The 24,716-nt window shown below is 68.3% G+C and carries 17 protein-coding genes; 11 read left to right on the top strand and 6 right to left on the bottom strand.

Annotated features, from left to right (window positions below; genetic code table 11):
- Positions 1-28 precede the first annotated feature (28 nt).
- From EPO51_RS07660 to EPO51_RS07650, 3 genes are all read left to right on the top strand, one after another.
- Complete coding sequence (locus EPO51_RS07660) at positions 29-781, top strand: SDR family NAD(P)-dependent oxidoreductase (protein WP_293348241.1); 753 nt, start codon at positions 29-31, stop codon at positions 779-781.
- 208 nt (positions 782-989) lie between these two features.
- On the top strand, positions 990-1,667 hold the full coding sequence (locus tag EPO51_RS07655) for a type 1 glutamine amidotransferase domain-containing protein (RefSeq protein ID WP_293348238.1): 678 nt from the start codon (positions 990-992) through the stop codon (positions 1,665-1,667).
- 279 nt (positions 1,668-1,946) lie between these two features.
- The gene (locus EPO51_RS07650; protein ID WP_293348235.1) at positions 1,947-2,501 is read left to right on the top strand and encodes a VOC family protein; all 555 of its coding nucleotides are present in this window, start codon (positions 1,947-1,949) and stop codon (positions 2,499-2,501) included.
- A 568-nt stretch (positions 2,502-3,069) separates the two neighbouring features.
- Here the strand turns inward: EPO51_RS07650 and EPO51_RS07645 are convergent.
- The 6 genes from EPO51_RS07645 to EPO51_RS07620 form a co-directional block, all read right to left on the bottom strand.
- Positions 3,070-3,690, bottom strand: coding sequence for a PEPxxWA-CTERM sorting domain-containing protein (locus tag EPO51_RS07645; RefSeq protein ID WP_293348232.1), 621 nt, complete (start codon positions 3,688-3,690; stop codon positions 3,070-3,072).
- 534 nt (positions 3,691-4,224) lie between these two features.
- On the bottom strand, positions 4,225-5,649 hold the full coding sequence (locus EPO51_RS07640; protein ID WP_293348229.1) for an aldehyde dehydrogenase family protein: 1,425 nt from the start codon (positions 5,647-5,649) through the stop codon (positions 4,225-4,227).
- A gap of 17 nt (positions 5,650-5,666) precedes the next feature.
- Positions 5,667-7,964, bottom strand: coding sequence for a TonB-dependent receptor (locus EPO51_RS07635; protein ID WP_293348226.1), 2,298 nt, complete (start codon positions 7,962-7,964; stop codon positions 5,667-5,669).
- Positions 7,965-8,159: 195 nt separating this feature from the next.
- Positions 8,160-9,470: a TetR/AcrR family transcriptional regulator gene (locus EPO51_RS07630; RefSeq protein ID WP_293348223.1), complete on the bottom strand. Its 1,311-nt coding sequence runs from the start codon at positions 9,468-9,470 to the stop codon at positions 8,160-8,162.
- Between the two features lie 314 nt (positions 9,471-9,784).
- Positions 9,785-10,699 carry an alpha/beta hydrolase gene (locus EPO51_RS07625; RefSeq protein ID WP_293348220.1) on the bottom strand — a complete coding sequence of 305 codons (915 nt, stop codon included), beginning with the start codon at positions 10,697-10,699 and terminating at the stop codon, positions 9,785-9,787.
- The gene (locus tag EPO51_RS07620; RefSeq protein WP_293348217.1) at positions 10,696-12,309 is read right to left on the bottom strand and encodes a flavin-containing monooxygenase; all 1,614 of its coding nucleotides are present in this window, start codon (positions 12,307-12,309) and stop codon (positions 10,696-10,698) included. Before EPO51_RS07620 ends, EPO51_RS07625 begins: the two co-directional genes overlap by 4 nt.
- 94 nt (positions 12,310-12,403) lie before the next feature.
- Here EPO51_RS07620 and EPO51_RS07615 point away from each other — a divergent pair, with 94 nt between their 5' ends.
- The 8 genes from EPO51_RS07615 (at position 12,404) to EPO51_RS07580 (ending at position 24,710) form a co-directional block, all read left to right on the top strand.
- Positions 12,404-13,201 (top strand): SDR family NAD(P)-dependent oxidoreductase, encoded by a 798-nt coding sequence (locus EPO51_RS07615; protein ID WP_293348214.1) that lies wholly within the window; start codon positions 12,404-12,406, stop codon positions 13,199-13,201.
- A gap of 67 nt (positions 13,202-13,268) precedes the next feature.
- Positions 13,269-13,907 (top strand): TetR/AcrR family transcriptional regulator, encoded by a 639-nt coding sequence (locus EPO51_RS07610; protein ID WP_293348211.1) that lies wholly within the window; start codon positions 13,269-13,271, stop codon positions 13,905-13,907.
- A gap of 229 nt (positions 13,908-14,136) precedes the next feature.
- Positions 14,137-14,658: a VOC family protein gene (locus EPO51_RS07605; RefSeq protein ID WP_293348208.1), complete on the top strand. Its 522-nt coding sequence runs from the start codon at positions 14,137-14,139 to the stop codon at positions 14,656-14,658.
- Positions 14,659-14,719: 61 nt separating this feature from the next.
- On the top strand, positions 14,720-17,014 hold the full coding sequence (locus EPO51_RS07600; protein WP_293348205.1) for a TonB-dependent receptor: 2,295 nt from the start codon (positions 14,720-14,722) through the stop codon (positions 17,012-17,014).
- A 55-nt stretch (positions 17,015-17,069) separates the two neighbouring features.
- Positions 17,070-18,095, top strand: coding sequence for an amidohydrolase family protein (locus tag EPO51_RS07595; RefSeq protein ID WP_293348203.1), 1,026 nt, complete (start codon positions 17,070-17,072; stop codon positions 18,093-18,095).
- 130 nt (positions 18,096-18,225) lie between these two features.
- The gene (locus tag EPO51_RS07590; RefSeq protein ID WP_293348200.1) at positions 18,226-19,413 is read left to right on the top strand and encodes an LLM class flavin-dependent oxidoreductase; all 1,188 of its coding nucleotides are present in this window, start codon (positions 18,226-18,228) and stop codon (positions 19,411-19,413) included.
- 485 nt (positions 19,414-19,898) lie between these two features.
- Positions 19,899-21,386: an MFS transporter gene (locus EPO51_RS07585; protein WP_293348197.1), complete on the top strand. Its 1,488-nt coding sequence runs from the start codon at positions 19,899-19,901 to the stop codon at positions 21,384-21,386.
- A 33-nt stretch (positions 21,387-21,419) separates the two neighbouring features.
- Positions 21,420-24,710: an acetyl-CoA carboxylase family protein gene (locus EPO51_RS07580; RefSeq protein WP_293348194.1), complete on the top strand. Its 3,291-nt coding sequence runs from the start codon at positions 21,420-21,422 to the stop codon at positions 24,708-24,710.
- The last annotated feature ends 6 nt before the right edge of the window (positions 24,711-24,716 follow it).

Genomic DNA, 24,716 nt, shown 5'->3' with positions numbered 1-24,716 from the left:
ATGACGACGGCGAGCCAAGGAGGATCGAATGGGCTTGTTGGACGGAAAGATCGCGCTGATCACGGGCACGGCCGGCGGTCAGGGCCGGGTCGCTTGCCTCGCCTTCGCGCGGGAAGGCGCGAAGGTCGTTGGGTGCGACCTCCAGGACGCGGGCAACGCGGAGACGGTTCGTCTGGTGCGCGCCGCCGGGGGCGAGATGACCGGCTTCGCCCCGGTGGACCTCACCGATCCCGCCGCTGTCGAGCGGTTCGTCGCCAGCGCCGCGGCCTGCTATGGCGGATTCGACATCGTCTACAACAATGCGGGCGGCCCGCGGTTCGGCCCAATCTCCGGCATGTCCGTCGCCGATTGGCGGGTCACGATCGCCGTCGAGCTCGACACGGTCTTCTTCGTCACCCGGTTTGCCTGGTCGCATCTCGTGGCGCGCGGTGGCGGGGTCATCCTCAGCGTCGCCTCTGTCGCCGGGATGATCGGGTTTCCGCAGCCGCCCATGGCGGCCCATGTCGCCGCCAAGGCCGGCGTCATCGGGTTGACCCGCCAACTGGCGGTCGAAGGCGCGCCCGTCGGAATCCGGGCCGTGACCATCAGCCCAGGCGCGATCCTCTCCCGCGAAGGCGATCTCGATGCGGCCCAGCGCGACGCGGTGACTGACCGGACCCTGCTCAAGCGGTGGGGACGTCCGGAAGAGGTGGTCGAGGCCGCCGTGTTCCTGGCCTCGGCGCGCGCCTCGTACATCACCGGCGTCAATCTCCCCATCGAGGGGGGCGCAGCCGCCTGGTAGCCAGCGCGGGTCGGCTCGGCGACCTGGCGCCGAGACTTTGGTATCGCCGATACCTTCGCGCAATGGTCCCCCATCGGCGCGCGACCTAGGTGTCCCTGCGTTCCTTCGGAACCACGGGGAGGCCCACGTTTCGGCCCGCGCCACCGGGCGCCCGTGACGCCAGCCGGGGCGGCCGTTCGCGCCCCCCGGCGACAGACGGAGACCGCCGATGAAGATTCTGATGATCCTCACCTCGCACGACAAGCTGGGCGACACCGGCCGGAAGACCGGCTTCTGGCTCGAGGAGTTCGCCGCGCCCTACTATGTGTTCAAGGACGCCGGCGCCGAGGTGACCCTGGCCTCGCCCAAGGGCGGCCAGCCGCCCATCGACCCCAAGAGCGACGAGCCCGGCAACCAGACCGACGCCATGGCCCGCTTCAAGGCCGATCCCGAGACTCAAAAGGTGCTCGCCAACACCCGCCGGTTGGACGCGGTCTCCGCCGAAGACTTCGACACCATCTTCTATTCGGGCGGCCATGGCCCCATGTGGGACCTCGCCGACAACGCGACCTCCATCGCGCTGATCGAAGCCTTCTGGAAGGCGGGCAAGCCGGTGGCGGCCGTCTGTCACGCGCCGGCGGTCTTCCACAAGGTCACGATCGACGGGGAGCCGTTGGTGAAGGGCAGGCGGGTAACCGGCTTCACCAACACCGAGGAAGAAGCCGTCGAGCTGACGCATGTCGTCCCCTTCCTGGTGGAGGACGAACTGAAGCGCCTCGGCGGCCTCTACGAGAAGACCGACAACTGGCTGCCGTTCGCGGTGGTTGATGGCCTTCTGGTCACCGGCCAGAACCCGGCCTCTTCGACTGTCGGCGCCCAGGAGTTGCTCCGGCTCCTCAACGCCTGATCCAGGGACGATCCACACTAGCCGACGGCGGCGCGGGTTGTCCCCCAACCTGCGCCGTGCGCCCGCGGGAGGTTGGCGACTATCAGGGCGTTCGCCGCAGCGAGTGTCCCGAACGCGCCGCAGGCGATCACGCCGCCGTCGCGAGCTCCATCCGCCTGCGACCAAGGTATCGTCGATACCAAGGTCCAATGGTGGCGGACGGGCCTGGGTCCCAGGTTCAGAGGACCGCCGCCGAGGCCAAGCGCAAGGCGGCAAACCCGAACGTCGCAAGGAGTTCGCATGAGCCTCGCCGAGCCTGGGCCTCAGCCCACCACCACGCCGCTCCAGGTCCAGATGACGCTGGAGGTCGTGGTGATCCCCGTCTCCGATGTCGATCGCGCCAAGCGCTTCTATGGCGGGCTGGGTTGGCGTCTCGACATCGATTTCAGCGGGGCTGAAGACTACCGCGTGATCCAGTTCACGCCGCCCGGGTCCGGGTGTTCGATCATCTTCGGCCGCAATGTCACGGCCGCGGCGCCGGGCTCCGTGAAGGGCCTGCATCTCGTCGTGGCGGACATCGAGGTCGCCCGCGCAGAGCTTTTGCGCCGGGGCTTCGAGGTCGGCGAGTTGTTCCACGATCCGGGCGGGATCTTCCACCACGCCGACCAGGCGCACCTGTGCTCCGGCGCCAGTCCTGGCCGGAAGAGCTATGCGTCCTACGCGGCGTTCTGCGATCCCGACGGCAACAGCTGGGTGATGCAGGAGATCACCGCGCGACTGACGGGCCCGATGGCGCGCGGCGAGGATCGCTTCTCGCCCGAGCTGATCGCCGTCGTCGGATACGCCGCCGACTGATGGCCGCCCCACAAACCTGAGGGTCTGCTCGTGTCCACACATGGCGCTTGGCGAACCTTCATAGCGGGTTGCATGGGCCTGTTGGTACGCTTGTTGGTACTTGGCCGCGAAGTGCGCCAATTTCCTTTGGAAATTCGAATCCTGCCGGGCCCACCAGTAGCCGGTTTCAGCCGGTCTCGGAAAATCCGGCTAAAGACCGTTAACACATTGTTATACATGCAAAACCGGGCGCGCGACGGTGTTCATCCGCGACGATTCAGAGTTCCTTTCGATCGTCGGCCCGGAGCCGTTGACCGCCTTCCTGGCCCCGCCATCCGAAGAAGGAAATGTTCTTCGACTTGCCCGTGCGGGTGAGAACCTGCGGAAACTCGCCACGCTCAGAGCCCCGCCACCCGCGGCGCTCTCAACCCCTTGACCACGACTGTCCCGACCACCGATCCGCCGCCTGCGGGCGGCCGCCTAGAGACCCAGGCCATCTCGTCCAAAGGCCAAGGAGGGAACTCTCGCCAGATCTTCCCCCAACTAAATCAACAATATCGATGCAAATCGGACCCGACCGGCTCTGCGCTCAGATCCGGTATCGGACGGCGTGGCGGCGGCGTCGCAGGGCTGATCCCGCCAGGCCGAAGCCCGCCAGCATCATCCCCCAAACGGCTGGCTCCGGGACGGCGGACACCTGCGGACCGATCTCCGCCATCGCCGCGGCGCCCGCCGCCCCGGAGAGATTGGTGAACCGCGCGAGGACCTTCAGGTCGGCCGTGTTGTCGCTGAGGTTGGTGGAGTAGACGAGCCGGACCAGGTCCAATCCGGAGTTGAAGTAAAAGAAGAACCCCGCTCCGTCGACGGTGACGGCATCTGCGATCAGGTTCGCCGCCAGGCCCGCGGCCATCTGGTTCCCAGCCGCTACGGGGTCCGCGTCCAGGTCGCGCAGCACGACCAGGTTGAATCCGGCCGTCAGATCGGCCGCCAGGCCGTTGAAGGCCAGGATCGGCGGGGTCACTCCGAACACCGCAGGCGCGATCAGGATCTCGTCGGCTGTCGGATCGAAGACGAGGAAAGGCTCGCCGCCCACTATCTGCCTGCCCGGCGTGGTCAGTGCCGTCGATCCCGCGAAGGGATCCTCGTCGAAGGTAAAGGTTGCTGCGCCGGCGGAGCTGGCAACGGCCATTGCTGCGGCGACGATAATCATGGGGGGGAAACTGGTGGCCATACGGACCGACATGATGCGCTCCTTCCACGAGGTTCTGTAAGGAGTCACCCTACCGCGCTGAGCCGGGGAACGCGAGCCGTGCCGCGCCGGCCGACGCGACTCTTCGGGGCGATCGGAGGTCCGCTGGAGCGCTATTCGCTCCGATTGAATCGGAGCTGCGCTCCAGGTCTTTGCTTTGTCGCGCCTTCTGGCGGCGAACCGGTATCCACTTCGCCGGAAGGCGCTCGAGCTGGCAATAACCCAAACTCCGGGATTGGTGCGTTCCTGCCGCGCCGGTCGGTCCACAGCGATCGGCTAGGAAGCGGACATCACCGACGACAGAGCCGGGTCGAACCCCGTCTCGTGGGCCTCGCCGAAAGCCGACGCTCGCTGCCCGAGGCGCTCGAGGGACCTAGTTACTTCTTCTAGGTCGTCGCAGATCAGCCGCTCGGCCAGCGTCCCGAGGAACGCGGTCGCGATTGCCCGTAGGCTGCCGCGTCTCCGCGATGAGCGTCGCCGCCCGCCGGGGACGCGTCACTCCACCGCATACGGCGGACAGAATACCTGGGCGTTGTCCTTCCGGGCGCGGAGGACGATGCCGCGGGGGTTGGAGAATTCCCGGAAGCCGTCCACGCCATGGTGGCGACCCATGCCGCTCTCCCCGACGCCGCCGAAGCCAAGGGATGGGATCGCGCCATGCAGGGCGCAGCCGTTGATTACGCCGCCCCCCGAGCGGGTCCGGTCGAGGACTTGCAGCGCCGCCTTAGTGTCCCGCGCATAAACATAGACGCCGAGCGGATGGCTGCCACGATTGATGTGTTCGAGCGCCGCATCGACCGTGCGGTAGGGAAGGATCGCCAGGATGGGTCCGAATACCTCCTCGCGCATCAACCGAAGGTCGGCGGGCGGATCGACGACCAGCGTGAGCGGCATACGGCGGCGAACGTAGTCCGGTTCGGCCTCGGATTCGGTGGGAACGATGCGTGCGCCGGCGAGCCGCGCTTCTTCCAGCATGCCGCGCAGCCGGTCGAGGTGCCGTTCCGAGATGATGCCCGTGCAATTCGAGGTCTGGGAATATCCGGGGAGTTCGCGCGCCATGTAGTCGGCGACGATCTTCACGAAGGCCTCGACGTCGTCTTCGGGGACCAGGCAGTAGTCGATCGAGATGCACATCTGGCCGTTCTTGATCAGCTTGACCCCGATCAGTTGCTCCACGCCCTGCGTGTCCACTGCGCCCGGCAGGAACAGGGCCGGACACTTGCCGCCGAGTTCGAGCGTGACGGGCGTGAGGTTCTCCGCCGCCGCGCTCATCACCTTGCGGCCGATCCCGGGGCTGCCCGTGTAGAGCAGATGATCCCACGGCAGCTCGGGGAAGGCCTGGGCCAGCTGCAGGCCGCCGACGGCCACGTCCACCTCGGTGGGATCGAAGGTTTCGGCGATCATCTCCGCCAGCAGGGTCGCGGAGGCGGGCGTGTAGTCGGAGGGCTTGATGATGACGTTGTTGCCTGCCGCCAGCATGTCGACGAGCGGCCCGACGGCGATGTCGAAGGGGAAGTTCCAGGGCACGATGTTGCCTACCACCCCTTTGGGCGCCGGTCGGACATACGCCTTTCCATCACCGTACAGCGCCCCGTCCAGCTGGCGCGGCTCTTCGGACATCCAACGGTCGAGGTTGTCCAAGGCGTGCTGGGCGCGTGCGATGGGGCCGCTGACCTCGATGACGTCGGAGGCCCCGACGGGGTGCGACCCGAAGTCCGCCGCGAGGGCCTCGGCGATGCGGGCGCGGTGCCGTTCCATCATGGGCGGGATCGCCGCGATGCGCCGGCGGCGCACCGCGGCGGACGGATACGGCTGGAGGGCGAAGGCCGCCCGCTGGGCCGCGAAGGCTCGGCCCAGGCGCTGGATCGCCGCAAGGTCGGCGTCGTCGCGGACGATGGTTTCGGCTGGCAGAATGGACATGGGCTGTCTCCTGGCCGCTAGGGAGTTTGGAGGGTGAGGGCCAGGCCGAACGTGCGCGGCTGGCCGTTGTAGCGGAAGTAGCCGTCGATCACCCGGAACACGGTGTTCCAGTGGTACGCGTTCCCGGCGTTGCGCACGAAGGCGCTCAGCCGCCAGCGCCCGTCGTCGGCTTCGACGCCGGCGCGGAGGTCGACAAGGGCGTATTCCTTGATCGCGAATTCATCGGCGCGGACGGTGGCGGTGCGCAGGCTGGCGTTGTCGCCGCTGTGGTAGGTCCAGCCGGCGCCGACGAAACCGTTCAGGCCGTCACGGAGCGGCCATTCGTAGGCCGCATCTCCGGTGAGCTGCCAGTTCGGCGTGAACGGCAGCCGCGAGCCACGGGCGTTGAGCAGCACCCCATCCGAGGTGAAGGTCTCGAAGTCGCGGGTCACCTTGGTGTCGAGGACGACGAAGCCGCCGGTGAGCGTGAGGCCCCGCATGGGGCGCGCCGTCACCTCGGCCTCGAGCCCAAGCACCTCCGAACGCGGGATATTCAGTTCGCGCTCCAGCTTGCCGAACAGGGGATCGAGCACGGTCCCGCGGAACTGCTTGTCCTTGTAGTCGTAATAGAAGCCCGCGACGTTCAACTGGAGCCGGCGCTCCAGAAGCGAGGCCTTCACGCCCACCTCGTAGGCGTCGAGCCGCTCGGCCTGCGCCGGGTCGTACTGCGCGACGCGGGTGCCAGCGACGTTGGGGAAGATCCCGGCCTTGTACCCCCGGCTGTAGTTCGCGAAGGCAAGGATGTCCGGCGAGACGTTCCAGTCGACGCCGAAGCGCCATGACAGATTGTCGTCGTCCAGCTTGAGGTTGGCGGCGGAAGGCGTGCCGGCGGCGTCCAGGCTGAGGCAGCCGCCCGGCGGGACGGCTTGGGCGGTCCCGTCGATCAGCGTCTGCAGCACCTCAATCAACTGGCCGAGCTCGTTGCTGGCCTGGTCGTCGAAGGTGCAGCCGCGCCCGGAGCTTTTGGACGAGGAGTAACGCAGGCCGGCCCGCAGGCCGAGGCTCGGCGAAATCCGATAGTCGAGGTTGCCGAAGGCCGCCCAGCCGTCGCCGTCGGAGGTGAGCCGGGTCACCGCGTCCTTGTACGGCGGCACGAAGGGCAGCGGCTGGCGGTTGGAGACGAGGCGCTGGTCGTACCGGATCCGGTCGTCGGCCTCGAAGTCCTCGTAGCTGACGCCGACCAGCCAATTGAGGTCCCCGGTCTCGCCGCTCAGCCGCGCCTCGCCGCTGAAGCTCTCGACATAGCCCACGTCCTTCAGGTTCTGGTACGGCAAGGGAGTGCCGGAGAACGGCAGGTCCTGGTCGAGTTCCGCCCGCGCCTTGGAGACCAGCACCGTCAGGGTCGCCGCGTCCCCCAGGTCCTGCTCGGCCCGGATGGCAGCCTGCCAGAAGCTGTTGTCGATGCGCGGCTGGCCGGCGGGCCAGTCGGCGTCGTTCGGCTCGCGCGCGGTGTAGCTGTCCGCGAATCCGGGCGCGAGCAGCGCCGGGTTCAGCGGCTGGACCTGCAGCAGCGATGGGGCCAGCGGGTCCGAGCGGTCGATGAACCCGTTCACGTTGAGCCGTACGCGGGTGCCCTCCGCGGGCCGCCATTCGACCAACAGCCGGCCCTCGTAGAGGTCGGCGTCGCCGAGTTCGTCGTCGCGCGAGGTGCTCTTCTGCCAGGCGCCGCCCTGGACGACGCGGACGGCCAGCCGCGCGCCCAGCGTCTCCGACAGCGGTCCGCTGGCGAACCCGCTGGCGTCCACCTGGCCGAAGTGGTTCAGCTCCAGCTGTCCGCCGGCGCGGAAGTCGGGCGTGGGCTTGGCGGCGATGTAGTTCACCGCGCCACCGGTCGAGCTCTGGCCGAACAGCGTCCCTTGCGGCCCCTTCAGCACCTCCACGCGCTCGATGTCGAGGCTCGCCGCCTTGGTCATGATCGGAAAGGGCAGTGGGGCCTCGTCGACGTAGACGGTCACCGACGGCGCAGAGGCGAGACCCGAGTCGTAGAGGCCCACGCCCCGCAGGGTATAGACCGGCGTCGCATAGGGCGACGGGGTGGCGGTGAAGCCCGGCACGAGGCGCGCCAGGTCGGAAACATCCTTGATGCCCCGATTGGCCGCCTGTTCGGCGCTGATCGCCTGGACCGACAGGCCGACATCATCCACCGCTTGCGCCCGCTTCTGGGCTGTGACGACGACCTCGTCGATCTCGGCGCCGTCCTGCGCCCAGGCGGCGCTCCCTTGCAGGGCCACGGCCGCCACGCCCACGAGCAAGATCCTGTTACGCGATCGCTCCACGCTCTCTCCTCCCCAAGTGTTCTCGTTGCGGAGCAGGCTAGAGATCCGGTGGCAGCGGGCGCTATTCGTCACGGCGACCAGAATCGGGCCGGAACCCTCCTGGCAGGCGCACAAGGCGGTCGCGCTCGGCGGTGGCGGCCGGGATGGGACGGTCGCCGGCCGCGTCGCTTCGGAGGCCGCGTCCAGTTTTGCGTATCAGCGGGGCTTCAGGCCCAGGAGCATGAGCTCGGCGTGATTGTCGGCGATGGTGATTGGATCGCGGCCGGCGGTGAGGCTGCCCCACAGCGGAAGGTGATTGCGCAGCCCCGCACCCACCTGCTGCATGAAGAAGCTGTCGAGCTTGCGATAGGCGCCCGCGTCCATGCAGTCGGCGTAGCGTCCGCGGTTCTTCGACTCGATCGCGCGGTTCAGCGCCATCACCGCCTCACGGGCGTCGGGCGAGAGATAGTTGACGTTGTGGAACGTGCACTTGGGTCCGTAGGGGCTGGCGTGCAGGAGGTGGAAGGCCCGGTGCAGCTGGACCTCGGTTATCGCCGCTGTCGCGGCTGTGATCGGCGGACGTAGGTGGGCGTCGATCACCGCCTCCGCCACCGAGGTCTCGTGGGCGAACGCCCGCTCGAGGCAGAGGTAGAGCAGCGCGGCCTTGTCCTTGGCGTGGTAGTAGAAGGCGTTGCGGGACACGCCGGCGTCCCCCGCCAGCAACTCCATCGAGGTGCCCGCGACGCCGCGGGTGTTGAAGCTCTCGGTGGCGACTTGAAGCAATTGATCGCGCTTGAGCTCGCGTCGCCCCGCGGACGTATCCGGGAACAGCATGCTGAGGTCGGGGGGGGAAGGCCATGTCGGGACCTCGGCGTCACGGCGCAGCATGCCGTACGTCAGGAGGTCGTCGAGCATGTCGGCCGCGCCCTGGCGGGAATAGTAGTCCCGCTCGGAGTACCAGTAGGGCATCCAGTCCAGCACCGAGAACACGCCCACGCTGCAGAGGTAGGGGTCTGACGTGGCGATCTCGCCGGCGTCGACGCCGGCCTTGATGAGACCTGCGAGCGTGTCGACGTTGCGCTGCCGTGCGGCCATCACCATCCGACGATACGCAGGGGAGAGCGAGCCCAGGTCTGAGAAGCCGATCATCCGTGGTCGCGACGGGGCGAGCCGGTGGCGGATGAAGCGCCGCACCTTCTCGAGGGCGTCCACATCGTAGACGGCCGCATGCTCGAGTTCACGCGCGTACATGGCCAGGCCGCGCTGGTGGCAGCGGAAGACCAGCGTGTCCTTGTCGGGGAAGTGATAGTGAAGGGTGCTCGGTGTGATCTCGAGCGCCGCGGCGATCGCCTCCATCGTCATGCCGGCGAAGGTGTGGCGGTTGAACAGGCGGGTCGCCGCCGAGAGGATCTGCTCGACCCGCGGCGTATGTCGGCCGACAACATCCTCGGCGCCATCGCGGACACCCCCCTGCAGTGTCACATCCGATGGCCGCGCCGCCATGTCCCCGAGGGGCGCTCCGCTCATCTCTGCCCTCCTGATCCGGTTCTGGCTTGCGGGCGTGGGCGCGAACCGTCCCGCGCGACGCGAGCCCATCTGCCAGGGCCCCTACCGCATACGACGGACTGTCAGAAGCTTACGCACGTTTTCACTTGCTTTGCTTCAGGCGAGACCGTGATTCGACATCAGCTGGATTGCGGAAGGTCGCGAGACTTTCGAGGGTCCGACGCCGAACCCATGCGGCGGTGGTCGCCGTCTTTATCCGCGTCCGCCTTCCCTACCTGCGCCAAGTTCCGCAACCGGCGCCCTACGGCCCTCTCGTTGGAAGCTCCGGGGGCCGCCTAGGGAGCTTCAGCCCGCCAGGACCGAGCGAGGAACTCAACGATGCGCTGGATGGCCTCATCGGCTTGCGGAAGGGTCCCAGCGAACATCTGCCAGACGTGGATCATGTCGGGCCAGATTTCCAGCTGGGTGCGGACGCCCGCGGCTTGTGCGCCTTTGCCCAGCGCGATGGCGTCGTCCAACAGAACTTCGTCAGCGCCGACCTGGATCAGCAGCGGCGGCAGACCCGACAGATCGGCGCCCGCAGGAGACGCGAATGGGGAACGGGGATCGCGGCCGCCAAGGTACTGGTCGGCCATCTCAAGGAGGACGTCCCGCGTGAGCAGGGGGTCGCGGGCGGCGCGGGTGTCGTAGGAGTCGCCGGCGCACGTCAGGTCGACCCAGGGGCTCATGACGACGGCGCAGGCCGGCAGGGGCAGCCCAGCGTCGCGGATCGCCAGCAACAGGGCGACCGTCAGTCCGCCGCCGGCGGACTCGCCACCGATGGCGACGCGCCCGGAGGGGGCGCCCTGCGCCAGCACGTCGGCGTAGGCCGCCAGCGCGTCGTCGACGGCCGCAGGGAACGGGTGGTCGGGCGCGAGCCGGTAGTCGAGGCTGACCACGCGGGCCCGGGTGGCCAGGGCGAGCGCGGTGGTGAAACCCCGACTGCCGCCCGGGTCGCCCATGACGTAGCCGCCCCCGTGCAGGTGCAGGAACAGGTGGGGTTTGGCGTCCTCCTCGACCTCGATCGTCTCGGCCGGCACGCCGCCCAGGACGGTTGGGGCTATCCGCAGCCCCGGCGGCGGCGGTGGCTGGCTGGCGGCGAAGAGCGCGGCCTGCGCCCGCCGATGGGCGATGGAGGCGTCGGGCCCGCCGAGCAGCGACGTGAGCATAGCGCGGACCACGTCGATGGGCCGTTCGCCCAGCTCGGTCATCGGTTCGGGACCGCGTCGAGGCGGAAGCCCTCGTAGCCGCGCGCGGCGACCTCCAGGCAGCGCTTGCGATAGGTGGCGAACCCACCGACGTAGACGCCGAAGCTGCGGGGCTTCCCGGGAATGTTGGCGCCGAAATACCAGGAGTTGGCCTTGGGATAGAGCGTGTGGGCCACGACGGCGTCCGACTCGGCTGACCAGGCCGCCTCGGCGCTCTCGGTGGCCTCCACCGTGGCGATGCCGCGCTCGCGCATGTGGACCAGGCAGTCGGCGATCCAGTCCACGTGTTGCTCCACCGCCGTCGGCATGTTGGCGAGCACCGAGGGACTCAGCGGGCCCGTGACGGTGAAGAGGTTGGGGAAGCCCGCGACGCCCAGGCCCAGGTAGGTTTTCGGCCCTTCGGACCAGCGGTCGGCCAACCGCACGCCGTCGCGCCCGCGCGCGTCCATGGCCAGCAGCGCCCCGGTGATGGCGTCGAAGCCGGTGGCGACCACGAGGTCGTCCAGTTCGTACTCCGCCTCGGCAGTACGCAAGGTCCGACCGGAGATCCGGAGGATGGGCGCGCTGCGCACATCGGCCAGGGCCACATTCGGACGATTGAACGTCTCGTAGTAATCGTCGTCGAGGGGCGGACGCTTCACACCGATCGGATGGTCGTTGGGGATCAGGCGTCGCGCGGTGTCGGGGTCGCGGACCGTCCGCAGGATGTGCTCGCGCACGAAGGCCTGGGCGGTCGCATTCGCACTCTCGTCGGTGAAGAGGTCGGTGAAGGCGGTGAAGAACCGCATGCCGCCCTGGTCCCAGAACCGCTGGTAGACCGCCTGCCGCTCCTCGTCGCTGACAGCCAGGGCCGAACGGTCCGGCGTATCGAATGGCACGGCGCCGCCGGAAGCCAGGCAGCGGGCGCGGATGTCGTCGTAGTTGACCTTCACCCAGGCCTCGAATCCGGGATCGGTCGCGTGGTTCCACGCGGGCAGCACCCAGTTGGCGGTGCGCTGGAAGACGGTGAGATGCGCCGCCTGATCCGCGATGCGGGGGATGGCCTGCACCGCAGAGGCGCCGGTGCCGATCACGCCGACGCGGCGGCCGGATAAGTCGACCGGCTCGTGCGGCCACTGGGCGGTGTGCAGCAGGCGTCCCTGGAAGTCGCGGAGGCCCGGGATGTCGGGCCAGTTGACCTGCGACAGGCAACCCATGGCGGTGACCAGGACCCGCGTGGTGGCCTCGAAGCCGTCGGCCGTACGGACGCGCCAACCGCCTAGCGCCGCGTCGAAATGGGCGGCGGTCACCCTGGACGAGAACCGATAGCGCCGACGCAGGTCGAAGCGGTCGGCCACGTGACCGAGGTAGCGCAGGATTTCGGGTTGTTCGGAGTAGCGCAGGCTCCACGACCAGTCCTGCTGCAGCGCCGCGTCGAAGGAGTAGCTGTAGTAGTAGCTCTCGCAGTCGCAGCGGGCGCCGGGATAGCGGTTCCAGTACCAGACGCCGCCTACGTCGTCGGCTTGCTCAAGGCCCAGGACGTTCAGGCCTCGCTCCGCGAAGCGGTGGACGGCGTAGAGGCCGCCGAAGCCGGCTCCGATGACGAGGACGTCGTACTGCAGCTCTGCCCCCATGGCTCTCGCTCCCGATTGCATAACATTTGTTATGGTGACGCTATCGACAAGCCAGGGCCTATGTAAAGATAACGATCGTTACGAGGGGAGCGCGATGGGGCGGATGGCGGGAAAGGTGGCGCTGGTCACCGGAGCGGCTGGCGGGATCGGACGCGCCTGCGCACTGACGTTGGCGCGTGAAGGGGCGCGGGTCTTCGCCGCTGACGTGGACCTGGATGGCCTGGCCGAGACTTGTGCGCTGGCCGAAGCCGCTGGGCCCCTTGAGAAGGTTCCCTTGGACGTCACCTCCGAGGCCGACTGGGTCGCGGTGATGGCCCAGGTCGAGCGGGACGCCGGGGCGCTGCATGCCCTGGTCAACAACGCCGGCCTCTGCATTAGCGCGCCCCTTCTGGAGACGACGAACGAGATTTGGCGTCGGCAGCAGTCGGTGAACCTGGATGGCGTCTTCTTCGGCACGCGGGCCGCCATGCCGCTGCTGGCGCGGGCCGGCGGCGCCTCGATTGTCAATGTCTCGTCGGTGGCGGGGCTGACCGGCGTGCCGGGACTGTCGGCCTATTGCGCCACCAAGGGCGGCGTGCGGCTCTTCAGCAAGGCCGTCGCGCTTGAGTGCGCGGCGGCGCGCAACGGCGTGCGGGTGAACTCGGTTCACCCCGGCGCCATCGAGACCGCCATCTGGGTCAAGATGCAGAACGACGGCCGCCTCGGTCCCAGGTCGAACTCGGCGGAGGAACTGATGGACGGCGCGCGCAAGGCGTCGGTCGCCGCCACGCCGATGGGTTTTCCGGGCGCACCGGAAGACATTGCCGAGGGTGTGCTCTACCTGTGCACGGACGCCGCGCGCTTCGTCACCGGCGCCGAGCTGGTGATCGACGGCGGCGTCCACGCGGCGTGAAAACATAACGAGCGTGTTCCAATCGCCAAGCGTGTGGTAACGCGCCTGCCTCGTAAGGCGAGGAGCGATGCGTATGGCCCGTCAGGCCGACCACGAGCAGAGGAGGCGGCAGTTCGCCGCCGCCGCGCTGGCCGTCATCTCGCGCGAGGGGCTGGAAGGCCTGACCATGCGCAACGTGGCGAAGGAGGCCGGCTTCACCACCGGCGCCCTGACCCACTACTTCCAGTCCAAGGACGAGGTGCTGATCGCGGTCTCCGAGCACGGCGCCGAGCTGGTCCGGCCGATGATGGACGAGGCGGCGACGGGCATGTCCGCCCGCGAAGCGCTGCGCGACCTGCTGCACACCATCCTCCCAACCTCGACGGCGATGAAGGCGCAGTGGCGGTGCTGGCTGGCGTTCTGGGAGCGGGGCGCGCACAGCCCCCAGGTCCAGCGCGTGATGCGCGAGCGCTACTTCGAGTACATGAACCGGGTGTCGACGGTGATCCGGCGCGCCCAGGAGCAGGGCGAGGCGCCGCGCGATCTCGACGTCGCGCACGTGGCCCGTGAGATCGTCGCGCTGATCGACGGCTTGGGCGTGCAGGTGCTGCTGGGCGCCGGCAAGTTCACGAGCGTCGCTCAGCGGCAGTTCGTCGACTCGCTGTTGGACGCCCGACTGGGCGCCGTTCTCGATAGCGGCCGCAAACCGTCACGCGCAGCGAGCTGACCGTCATTCGTAACGCCTGTTACGTCATAGCTGGGGTCGCCCATGTGGCCCTCACGGCAATGCGTTGCGTGCCCTCCTGCTTGGCGCGCCATGACTTGTTTCCAGAACGGTCGTTATAATTCCGCTTTACGAACCACGCACAACGGGCGTTATGTTTATCCCATAAGATGAGCTTTGAACGGTCGCGCAGTCGGCGCGCCGCCGGGGCCGTGCAGGGGAGGATGTGGACGTGTCCGAGTCGGCGTGGGCGCTGTCGCGCCTCTATCACACCGTCATCAATTGCCGGGACCTCGACGAGTCGGTGGCGTTCTATCGGCTGCTGGGTTTCGAGATCCTGAACGACCGGCGCAACGTCGTATGGCCCGAGTTCGTGGCCGGCATCTTCGGCCTAGGCAAGGCGCAGGGCCGCGGCGTGCTGATGGTGCTGCCGACAGATCCCGACGGGCCGATGATGGACCTGATCGAATGGGTCGAGCCCAGGGCGACCTTTCCCGATCCAGGCGCGCGCAAGCAGACGGTGCCGCGGATCATCGCCTTCCGGACGCAGAATGTGCACGGCGCCTACCAGGCCCTGACCAAGGCGGGCGTCGTCTTCACCCAGCCGCCCCATACGCCGGACGCCGCTCTGGGCATCGTGGGCACGGCCTGCTGCTACGACCCCAACGGCAACATCATCGAGATGATCGAGCTCCAGCCCGGCGTGCGCCATTCGCGCGCCAACGAGGCGCTGGGCGGCGACAAGTCCCACTGACACGGGCGGCCTCGCGCGCCGGGGCCGAAGCGACAACGACAGATCGAGGAGGGTTCGGCAGATGGCCAGGATGTTCGGGCGCCAGGCGCGCCTTCTGGGGGGCGTCGCCGCGGCGGCGCTGTCGGTAAGCGCGGCGCAGGCCGCAGAGCCGGTCGAAAGCGCGGTCAGCGAGGTCGTGGTCACCGCCCAGTTCCGGGAGGAGAACGTCCAGCGCGTCCCGATCCCGATCACCGCGGTGGGCGGCGAGGATCTGGCAAAGCAGGGTGTGATCGGCTTCAAGGAGCTGGGCGCGCGCGTGCCGTCGCTGCGGTTCGGCGCCGGCGTCACCGGCGGCGAGAACGTCATCACCATGCGGGGTCTGGGCAGCCAGAACACCACGCCCGGCGGCGACTCGCCGGTGGCCTACAATATCGACGGCGTCTACGTGCAGCGCACCACGTCCATCGACCCAGAATTCTACGACATCGCCCGGGTCGAGGTTCTGCGCGGACCGCAGGGCACGCTCTATGGTCGCAACTCGGTGGGCGGCTCGATCAACATCATCACCAACAAGCCGACGGGCGAGTTCGGCGCCGGCGTCGACGCCATACTGGGCAACTACGACGCGCGCACCTTCCGGGGCTTCGTCAATGTGCCACTGGTCACGGACGGCGACATGCAGATCGCCGCGCGCCTGACCGCGGTGTCGGCCGAGCACGATCCCTACACCAAGAACCTCTCGGCCAAGCCCACGGCGACCAAGCAGCTCGACCGGCTGGACTACCAGATGATCCGCGCCCAGCTCGCGATCGACTTCAACCCGCAAGCGCGCCTGCTGCTGGCGGCGCACCGCACCTGGAGCGAGGGCGTGGCGGCCACCGCGACCGCGTGGTGGCAGACGCCAGCCCGCTACACCACCCCGCCGCTGGGCGTCCCGATCGGCTCGCCATGCGACTTCAGCACGGCGGCGAAGTTCAATCCCCGCCGGGTTTGCCACGACTATCCGGACGTCGGGAGCAATGACACCCAGCTGTATTCGGGCACGTTGGAATACGAGATGCCGTTCGCCAACTTCACCTCGGTCACCGCCTACGGCAAAAGCCATGTGGACCAGATCAGCGATGGCGACGGTTCGGACCTGCCGCTCTCCTTCGGCTCGGCCTGGCGGCTGGACGCCAAGCAGTTCTCGCAGGAGGTCCGTTTCACCTCGAACGGCGAGGGACCCCTGACCTGGCTGGTCGGTGGCATCTACTTTTACGGAAAGAACTTCCAGGACTTCGCCTATAGCGACACCGGCTACAACGACTCGGGCCCGACCGCGCCGTTCAACCGCTTCAACTTCCTGAGCTCTGGGACCAGTAAGACCAAGGCTTTGGCCGCGTTCGGCCAGTTCGACTACGATTTTGGCAATACTAGCGCCGAGCTGCCGCTGATCCTCACCGTCGGCCTGCGCTACACGCGTGACAAGAAGACCGGCTTCAACGCGCTGGACTACCAGCTCCCGATCGCTTGCGGCGGCAGCTGTGGCGTCACGGCCGGCCCGTTCAGCGAGACGTGGAACCGGGTCACCGGCAAGCTGGGCCTGAGCTACCAAGTCAACGAGAAGACCATGGTCTTCGCTTCCGTGGCGCGCGGCTACCTGGCTGGCGGCAACATTACGGGCTTGGGCAACATCTACGATCCCGAGACCCTCACGTCGTTCGACGTGGGCCTGAAATCGAGGTTCTTCGACGACCGGGTCCAGCTGAATGTCGCGGCCTATCACCAGGAGATCAAGAACCTTCAGGTGTTCATCCAGAGCGCAACCCAATCGGGCATCAACAACGTCGACGGCAAGACGGACGTGAACGGGCTGGAGGTGGAGCTGTCGGCCGTGCCCGTCGACAACCTCCGCCTCAATGCCACTGCGACTCTGACGGACGCGGAGTACGGTCGCTACATCACCACGGCCGCGCGCTTCGGCGGGCCGGGCCCCGGTTGCGATCCGGTCACCCGGCTGTGCAATTTCAAGGGCAACAACCTGAACCAGACGCCGCCCTACACGGTCAACCTGGGCGCGGAGTACCGGTTCGAGACCGCGTTCGGCGCGATTACGCCGCGGATCGACGCCTACTTCTCGGGCCGCGTGGACTTCCTGGCCGACAATTACATCACCTCGCGCCAGAAATCCTACCATACGACCAATGCGCGGGTGACGTGGGAGAGCGTGGATCGGCGGTATCGGATCGAGGCGTTCGTCGCCAACATCGAGGACGACGACATCATCTCGAACGACGGCCTGCAGTCGATCTCGCTGGGCCAGCAGGCGATCCAGCCCGACAACTTCGTCTACTACCCGCCCCGGACCTATGGCGTGCGGCTGGGCGTTAACTTCTAGGAGGGCCGGGCGGGCCGCGCCCGGCTTCGTTGCTCCCATGTCCATGGAATGGCCCGTGCGTGGCGACTGGCTGGCCCAGGTGCGCGAGGCTCCGCTGGAGCCCGGGCTGCCGATCATCGACGCCCACCACCACCTCTGGCGGCTGCCCCACGACACCTATCTCCTGGACGACTTCCTGGCCGACGCCGATCCCGCCCGCGGCGGCCACAATATCGTCGCCAGCGTCTTCGCCGAGTGCGGGGCGATGTACCGGCCGGACGGCCCGGCCGAGCTGCGCTCGATCGGGGAGGTGGAGTTCGCCAATGGGGTGGGCGCGCAGGCGGCCAGCGGCGCCTTCGGGTCGGTGCGGGCCTGCGCGGCGATCTTCGGCTCGGCCGACCTCATGCTGGGGGAGCGGGTCGGCGAGGTGCTGGACCTCCACATCGCGCGCGCGCCGGAGCGCTATCGCGGGATCCGTCCCATCGTCTGCGCCGATCCCCACGGCGCGCTCGACCCCTGGCCCAGCGCGCCGCCCGACATGATGGAAAGCGCCGCCTTCCGCGCCGGCGCGCGCGAGCTGGAGCGGCGCGGGTTGTCGCTCGACATCTGGGTGTTCCACCACCAGCTCGATCAGGTCGCGAAGCTGGCCGCCGCGCTGCCCGGTCTAACCCTCGTCCTCGACCATATCGGCACGCCACTCGGCATGGGCTGGTATGCGGACCGGCGGGTGGAGGTGTTCGCGGCCTGGCAAGCGGGCCTTGCGACAGTGGCCCAGCAGCCCAACGTGATGCTGAAGCTGGGCGGCCTAAACATGCACTTCAACGGCTTTGCCTGGCATGGCCGATCCCTGCCACCGACCTCCGATGAGCTCGCGGCGGCCAACGAGCCCTACTACGCCGCCGCCATCGAGCTGTTCGGCCCGGCGCGCTGCATGTTCGAGAGCAACTTCCCGATGGACAAGCGCGCCTGCAGCTACGGCGTGCTCTGGAACGCCCACAAGAAGATGGCCGCGGGGTTCAGCGACGAGGAGAAGCGGCTGATGTTCCACGACGTCGCGGCGCGCGCTTACCGCATCCAGGGCCTGGCGGAGGCCGCGACGTGATTGGCATATCAAACGTTATGTAAGAAGGGCCGGAAACGGCCGTCCTTCGGCCCGGTCACGATTGACTTCGATCCGCGCGGACCATTACATAACAAGTGTTATAAAATTGATGCATTGAAAGGCGCGAGGCGTGAAGTTCGATATCTTCTGCGAGATCCAGCGGGCCTTCCCCTGGCACGGCGAGGATGAGGCCAGCCTCTTCCGCGAAATCCTGGACCAGGCCCGCGCGGCCGACGACGCCGGGTTCACCGCGTGGTGGCAGGTGGAGCACCACGGCGCCCCGGAGTTCAGCTACTCCGCCGCGCCCGAACTGGTTCTGACCGCCATCGCCATGACCACCAAGCGTCTGCGGGTGGGCCATGCCGGCGTACTGGCGCCGTTCGCCATCAACTCGCCGCTGCGGGTGGCGGAGCGCGGCGCCACGCTGGACGTGCTGTCGGGCGGCCGCTTCGAGATGGGGCTCGCCAAGTCGGGCGGCAAGGAATGGGAGACCTTCGGCGTCGATCCCGAGAAGGCGCGCGACCAGGTGCGCGACGCCATGCACATCATCCCGCGCATCTGGACCGAGCCTGAGTTCTCGTGGGACGGCCCGGACTACAAGGTGCCCCCGCGCGAGATCGTGCCGAAGCCGTTGCAGAGGCCGCATCCGCCGCTCTGGCAGACCTGCGGCTCGCCCGAGAGCTTCTACATGGCTGGCGAGATGGGGGTCGGCGCTCTGGGCACCACGCTGCTCAGCCCGGTGAAGTTCCTGGGCGAGATGCTGCGCGAGCACGACCGGGGCCTCTCGGCCTGTAAGGCGCCGGCCGGCCGGTTCATCAACCGGCAGAAGGGCTGCTTCACCTTCGTCCACGTGGCCGAGACGCGCGAGGAAGCCATAGCCAACGGCGCCGCCTGGTCGGCGCTGTGGTACGTCAACGCCGCGCCGCGCGTGTTCAAGGTGCCGCGACGGGTCTGGTACGACATGATCAAGGCGGGCCTCCATCCGAACTCAGCGCGCGACACGGCGGCGCTGGCGCGGCTCGATCCCGATGAGACGGTGATCCACGACGACGATCCACCGGTGCTGGTGCTGCTCAAGCGCATGGCCCAGGGCGAAGAGATCACGTTCAAGGAGGCGCACGACATCCTTGAGCCGCTGGACTGTGTCGTGATCGGCGACGCCCCGCACTGCGCCGAGAAGCTCAAGGGCTACCAGGCGATCGGCGCGGACCGCATGATGTGCATGATGCAGTTCGGATCCATCCCGCACGCCGCGGTGCTGAAGAGCATCGAACTGGCCGGCCGGCTGCTCGTCCCGGCCTTTGCCCGCGCGGCGTGAGTTGGGTGACGCCGGCTCATTCATCGCTGTGGTTGGCTCCCTGACCGGCTGTACGTCCGCAACGGGATCCATTTGTTTTTCGGACATCGGCGCGAGCGGGCCGCGAAGCGCAGCTGTCGGCCTGGACCCGAATGTCTCCCGACTGGGGCACGGCAGTCCTACTCATCTCAAAATGAACTGAGAGTGTCGCCGCGCTTTCGGCGAAACCACCTCGCCCGATCAGCGCTTTCAGCGTCCGCCATCTCGGATGTCCCGGCTGAAGCGCGGTCCGCGAGTGCGGGCGAGAGGCGCATCCGCACGTAGCCCAAACGGCGGTCGAGTTTCATCGGCGCGCACGTTTGCCCCCGGATCTCGCCGCCGTCGTTCCGCAATCCAACATGTGGCCGTCGCGGTCCTTCAACTTGAGACTTGACCAAAAGCCCGGCCATCGTGTTGTTGGTAACAAATTACCAATGAGCTCCGGTTCACCGGGCGCCGGGAGCGACATGGCTAGCGACACATCGGGGGAAGCTGCGGGGCGAGCCGGCGAGGTCGATCGGCTGCCGTTCGTCACCAAGCTCAGCTACGGGCTCGGCGAGACGGCGGAGGGAGTGAAGAGCGCCGCGCTGGAGACGTTCCTCTTCTTCTATTACGTTCAGGTCGTAGGGCTATCGGGCTCGATGACGGGGCTGGCGCTGCTGATCGCGCTGCTGTTCGATGGACTATCGGACCCCATTATCGGCAATGTTTCGGACAATCTCCGCTCGCGCCTGGGGCGGCGGCACCCGTTCCTGTACCTGGCTCCCATCCCGCTGGCGGTGTGCCTCTACCTGCTGTTCAGCCCGCCGGCCGGCGCGGGAGACTGGATCCTGTTCGCCTGGCTGTTGGGGTTCACGGCCCTGGGCCGGCTGATGCAGTCCTTCTATTTCGTGCCGCACATGGCCCTTGGCGCCGAGCTCAGCACGGACTTCCGGGAGCGGGTTTCGGTCAGCGGGTTCCGCGCCCTGTTCGCCTATGTCGGGCGGCTGCTGGTGCTCGCGCTGGCGTTCAGCCTGTTCTTCCGGTCCACGACGGGCTTCCCGGACGGGCAGCTCAACCCGGCCGCCTACCAGCCCCTGGCCCTGGCCTGCGGGGCCATCGTCGTGGTGGTGATCTTCACCTCGGCCCTGGGCACACAGCGCCGGGCGCAGCAGGTATATGCCACAGGTAATGTGGACGGCAGCCTGTCGGCCGGCAGCGGGGGGCTAATCCGCAACCTGCTCACCGCCTTCCGGCTGAAGGCGTTCTCGATCTACTTCGCGGCGATCCTGATCTCGTACGTGCTGGGCGGAGTCCAGGCGGCCCTGAGCATCCACGTGAACACCTACTTTTGGCGACTGCCGCCATCGGGCGTGCAGTTCGTGTTGCTGGCCAATGTCGTGGGCTTCATGGCGGGCTTCTTCCTGGCGCGCGGGCTGGCGCATCGCTTCGACAAGAAGCCGGTCTACGTCACCAGCGTGGTGATCTCCGTGAGCATCACGGCGGTGGTCATCCTGCTGGCGCTGGCCGGGGTCATGCCGCTGGACAACAAGCCCCTGCTCACCTGGTTGCTGGCCGTCAGCACCTTCCTGACCGGCGTGGCGGGCGGGCCGGCGACGGTGGTGGCCGGGGCGATGCTGGCCGATGTCGCGGACGCCTATCACCATCGGTTCGGCGGCCGGTCGGAAGGGTTTCTGTTCGGAGCCAGCGCCTTCACCCGCAAGGCCTCGCTGGGCGCCGGCGGGGCCATCGCCGGCGTCGCGCTGGACCTGATCCATTTTCCGCGCGGCGTGCCGGTGGACGCCATCCCGCGGGACGCCACGGTTCAGCTCGCGGTCCTGTTCGGGCCGGCGATGCTGATCTTCACCTGCATCTCCATGAGCATCATGTGGGCTTATCCCCTCAGCCGGGAGCGGCATGCGGAGATCCAGGCGGACCTGCGTCGGCGCGAAGTCACGGCGCGCGGCGCGCGCTGACATTACTCCTTCCCGTATCGAGCCGAGATATCCATGCAGAAGCTGCTGATCGCCAACCGCGGTGAGATCGCCGTCCGCATCGCGCGCACGGCCGCGCTCCTGGGGCTGCCCACGGTCGCGGTGCATTCCGAGGACGACGCGGCGAGCCTGCACGTGCGCCGCTGCGACGCGGCCGTCGCGCTCGCCGGCGTGGGGCCCGCCGCCTACCTGGACGGCGCGGCGATCGTGGCGGCGGCCTTGAAGTCCGGCGCCGACGCGGTGCATCCGGGCTACGGATTCCTCAGCGAGTCCGGGGCGTTTGCCGCGCAGTGCGCCGCAGCCGGTCTGACATTCGTCGGACCGACGCCCGAGACGCTGACTGCGTTCGGCGACAAGGCCATGGCGCGGTCAATCGCCCAACGCTGCGGCGTACCGACCCTGGAGGGGTTGAACGGGGCGACCAGCCTGGCCGACGCAGAGGCCTTCTTCCGTGACCTGGGGCCGGGTGGGGCGGTCATGGTCAAGGCCATCGCCGGCGGCGGGGGACGTGGGATGCGGCCGGTGACCCGGATCGAAGACCTGGGCGGCGCCTACGCGCGCTGTGCGTCCGAGGCTGCGGCGGCGTTTGGCTCGGGCGACCTCTACGTCGAGCGCCTCCTGCCGCGCGCGCGCCATATCGAGGTGCAGATCCTGGGAGATGGTACGGGCGAGGTGGTCCATCTGTGGGACCGCGACTGCAGCGTCCAGCGCCAGCGGCAGAAGGTCGTCGAGTTCGCCCCGGCGCTGTGGCTGGATTCGGAGGTGCGCGAAGGCTTGCTCACGGCGGCGGTCGAGCTGGGCCGGGCCGTCGCCTATCGCGGCGTCGGCACAATCGAGTTCCTGGTCGACGCCGACGGCGCGGGCGCCTACGCCTTCATCGAGGCGAATGCCCGGCTCCAGGTGGAGCATACCGTGACCGAGGCGATCACCGGCCTGGATCTGGTCGAGCTTCAGCTGGAGGTCGCCGGCGGCCGGACGCTCTCCGACCTGAGACTGGCCGAGGGGCCGCCGCCGGCGCGCGGGGTCGCCCTTCAGGCGCGGGTCAATCTGGAGCGCATGGGCGAGGATGGGGCAGCGCGGCCGGCCAGCGGACATCTGTCCGCCTACGAGCCGCCGTCCGGAGCGGGGGTCCGCGTCGATGGCTTCGGCTACGCGGGCTACGACACCAGTGTCCGCTTCGACTCCCTGCTGGCCAAGGTGATCGTCCATGTCGAGCGGGGCGGCGTGAGCGGCCTGCTGCGCGCTGCGGATCGCGCGCTGGCCGAATTCCGCATCGAGGGCGCGCCCACCAACATCCCGTTCCTCCGCGCGGTGCTCGCCGACGGGGCGCTGGAGGCCGGCGCCTGGAACACGACCCGCGTCGAGGAACGGGGTGGCGAGCTCCACAGGGCGGCGCTGGACCTGACGCCGGCGGCCGGGGTCGAGGCCGCCGGATCCGCGCCCGGCGGGAAGGCCAAAGGGGAGGTCGTCGGGCCGGCGGGAACGACCACCATCGGCGCGCCGCTGCAAGGCACAGTGGTTGGCCTGGCGGTGAAGATCGGCGACCCGGTCCGGGCCAACGAGCCGGTCGCGGTGCTGGAGGCCATGAAGATGGAACATCTGGTGTCGGCGGGTGTGGACGGGTTCGTCCGGCAATATGCGGTGGCGGCGGGCGAGACCGTGGCCGAGGGCCAGGCGCTGGCCTTCATCGAGGCGGCCGACCTGGGCGAGACGACCGTCGGCGACGAGGACGACATCGACCTGGACCATGTCCGGCCCGACCTGCGCGAGGTGCTGGACCGTCACGATCTGCTGCTGGACGCCGCGCGCCCGGAGGCTGTGGCGAAGCGGCGGCGGTTCGGCTACCGGACCGCCCGGGAGAATATAGACGACCTCTGCGATGCCGGGTCCTTCGTGGAGTACGGTGGACTAGTGATCGCCGGGCGGCGCCTGCGCCAGCCGGTGGAGGAGTTGATCCGTACGACGCCCGCCGATGGGATGGTGACCGGCCTCGGCCGAGTGAACGGCGAGGCGTTCGGCGCCGAGGCCTCGCGCTGCGTGGTGATGTCCTACGACTACATGGTGCTGGCGGGCACCCAGGGCCTGAAGAACCACGAGAAGACCGACCGGCTCTTCGAGCTGGCTGAGAAGTGGCAACTGCCGGTGATCTATTTCGCCGAGAGCGGCGGCGGACGACCCGGCGACACCGACCGGGTCTCCGGCGGCGGCATCTTCAACGTCCGCGCCTTCATGCTGCAGGGGCGGCTGAGCGCCCTGGTTCCGCAGATCGGGATCACCAACGGCCGGTGCTTCGCGGGCGCCGCGGTGCTGCTGGGCTGCTGCGACGTGATCATCGCAACGGAGGGCTCGACCATCGGCGTGGGTGGGCCCGCCGTCATCGAAGGCGGCGGCTTGGGAATCTACACGCCGGACGAGGTTGGCCCGCTCTCGACACAGGCGCCTGGCGGCGTCGTCGACATCGTGGTGAAGGACGAGGCGGCAGCGGTCGCGGCGGCCAAGCAGTACCTGTCCTACTTCCAGGGCGCCCTTCCCGGCTGGACCAGCCCCGATCAACGGCGGCTGCGCCACCTGATCCCGGAGAACCGGGTGCGGGTCTACGACGTGAGAGAAGTGATCGAGACCCTGGCGGACGAGGGGTCGGTGCTGGAACTGCGCAGGGCGTTCGGCCTGGGCATGGTCACGGCCCTGGCGCGGATCGAAGGCCGGCCGGTCGGCATCATCGCCAACAATCCCGGGCATCTGGGCGGGGCGGTCGATTCCGACGCGGCCGACAAGGCCGCGCGGTTCATGCAGCTTTGCGACGCGTTCGACATCCCGATCGTCGTGCTGGCCGACACCCCCGGCAACATGGTCGGGCCGGAGGCGGAGAAAACCGGCCTGATCCGCCATTGCTGCCGGATGTTCGTGACGGGGCCGAACCTGACGGTGCCGGTCTTCACCATCGTGCTGCGCAAGGGCTATGGCCTGGGCATCCTGGCGATGGCGGGTGGGTGTTCCCACGCATCCTTCTTCACCGTGGCCTGGCCGACCGGCGAGTTCGGGGGGATGAACCTGGAGGGTTCGGTGAAGCTTGGCTACCGCAAGGAGCTGGAGGCGATCGAGGATCCCGTCGAGCGGGAGGCCGTCTATCAGCGGATGGTCGCCGAGGCCTACCAGAGCGGCAAGGCCCTCAACGTCGCCATGGGCTTCGACTTCGACGACGTCATCGACCCGGCGGACACCCGCAAGTGGATCGTGGCCGGGCTGGAGAGCACGCCGATGCCCAAGCGCAAGGGCAAGAAGCGTCCGTACATCGATACCTGGTGAGGCGGC

This window comes from Phenylobacterium sp., assembly GCF_004297125.1.
Classification (GTDB): Bacteria; Pseudomonadota; Alphaproteobacteria; order Caulobacterales; family Caulobacteraceae; genus Phenylobacterium.
Note: the sequence above shows the minus strand (reverse complement) of the source record. Positions and strands in the feature narration are given on the sequence as shown.

Excerpts from the sequence above, each read along its gene's own strand:
- EPO51_RS07615 (WP_293348214.1), top strand. The coding sequence starts at position 12,404 with ATGGGGCGGATGGCGGGAAAGGTGGCGCTGGTCACCGGAGCGGCTGGC.
- EPO51_RS07585 (WP_293348197.1), top strand. The coding sequence starts at position 19,899 with ATGGCTAGCGACACATCGGGGGAAGCTGCGGGGCGAGCCGGCGAGGTC.
- EPO51_RS07630 (WP_293348223.1), bottom strand. The coding sequence starts at position 9,470 with ATGAGCGGAGCGCCCCTCGGGGACATGGCGGCGCGGCCATCGGATGTG.
- EPO51_RS07650 (WP_293348235.1), top strand. The coding sequence starts at position 1,947 with ATGAGCCTCGCCGAGCCTGGGCCTCAGCCCACCACCACGCCGCTCCAG.
- EPO51_RS07625 (WP_293348220.1), bottom strand. The coding sequence starts at position 10,699 with ATGACCGAGCTGGGCGAACGGCCCATCGACGTGGTCCGCGCTATGCTC.
- EPO51_RS07640 (WP_293348229.1), bottom strand. The coding sequence starts at position 5,649 with ATGTCCATTCTGCCAGCCGAAACCATCGTCCGCGACGACGCCGACCTT.
- EPO51_RS07600 (WP_293348205.1), top strand. The coding sequence starts at position 14,720 with ATGGCCAGGATGTTCGGGCGCCAGGCGCGCCTTCTGGGGGGCGTCGCC.
- EPO51_RS07580 (WP_293348194.1), top strand. The coding sequence starts at position 21,420 with ATGCAGAAGCTGCTGATCGCCAACCGCGGTGAGATCGCCGTCCGCATC.
- EPO51_RS07660 (WP_293348241.1), top strand. The coding sequence starts at position 29 with ATGGGCTTGTTGGACGGAAAGATCGCGCTGATCACGGGCACGGCCGGC.
- EPO51_RS07610 (WP_293348211.1), top strand. The coding sequence starts at position 13,269 with ATGCGTATGGCCCGTCAGGCCGACCACGAGCAGAGGAGGCGGCAGTTC.
- EPO51_RS07620 (WP_293348217.1), bottom strand. The coding sequence starts at position 12,309 with ATGGGGGCAGAGCTGCAGTACGACGTCCTCGTCATCGGAGCCGGCTTC.
- EPO51_RS07645 (WP_293348232.1), bottom strand. The coding sequence starts at position 3,690 with ATGATTATCGTCGCCGCAGCAATGGCCGTTGCCAGCTCCGCCGGCGCA.
- EPO51_RS07655 (WP_293348238.1), top strand. The coding sequence starts at position 990 with ATGAAGATTCTGATGATCCTCACCTCGCACGACAAGCTGGGCGACACC.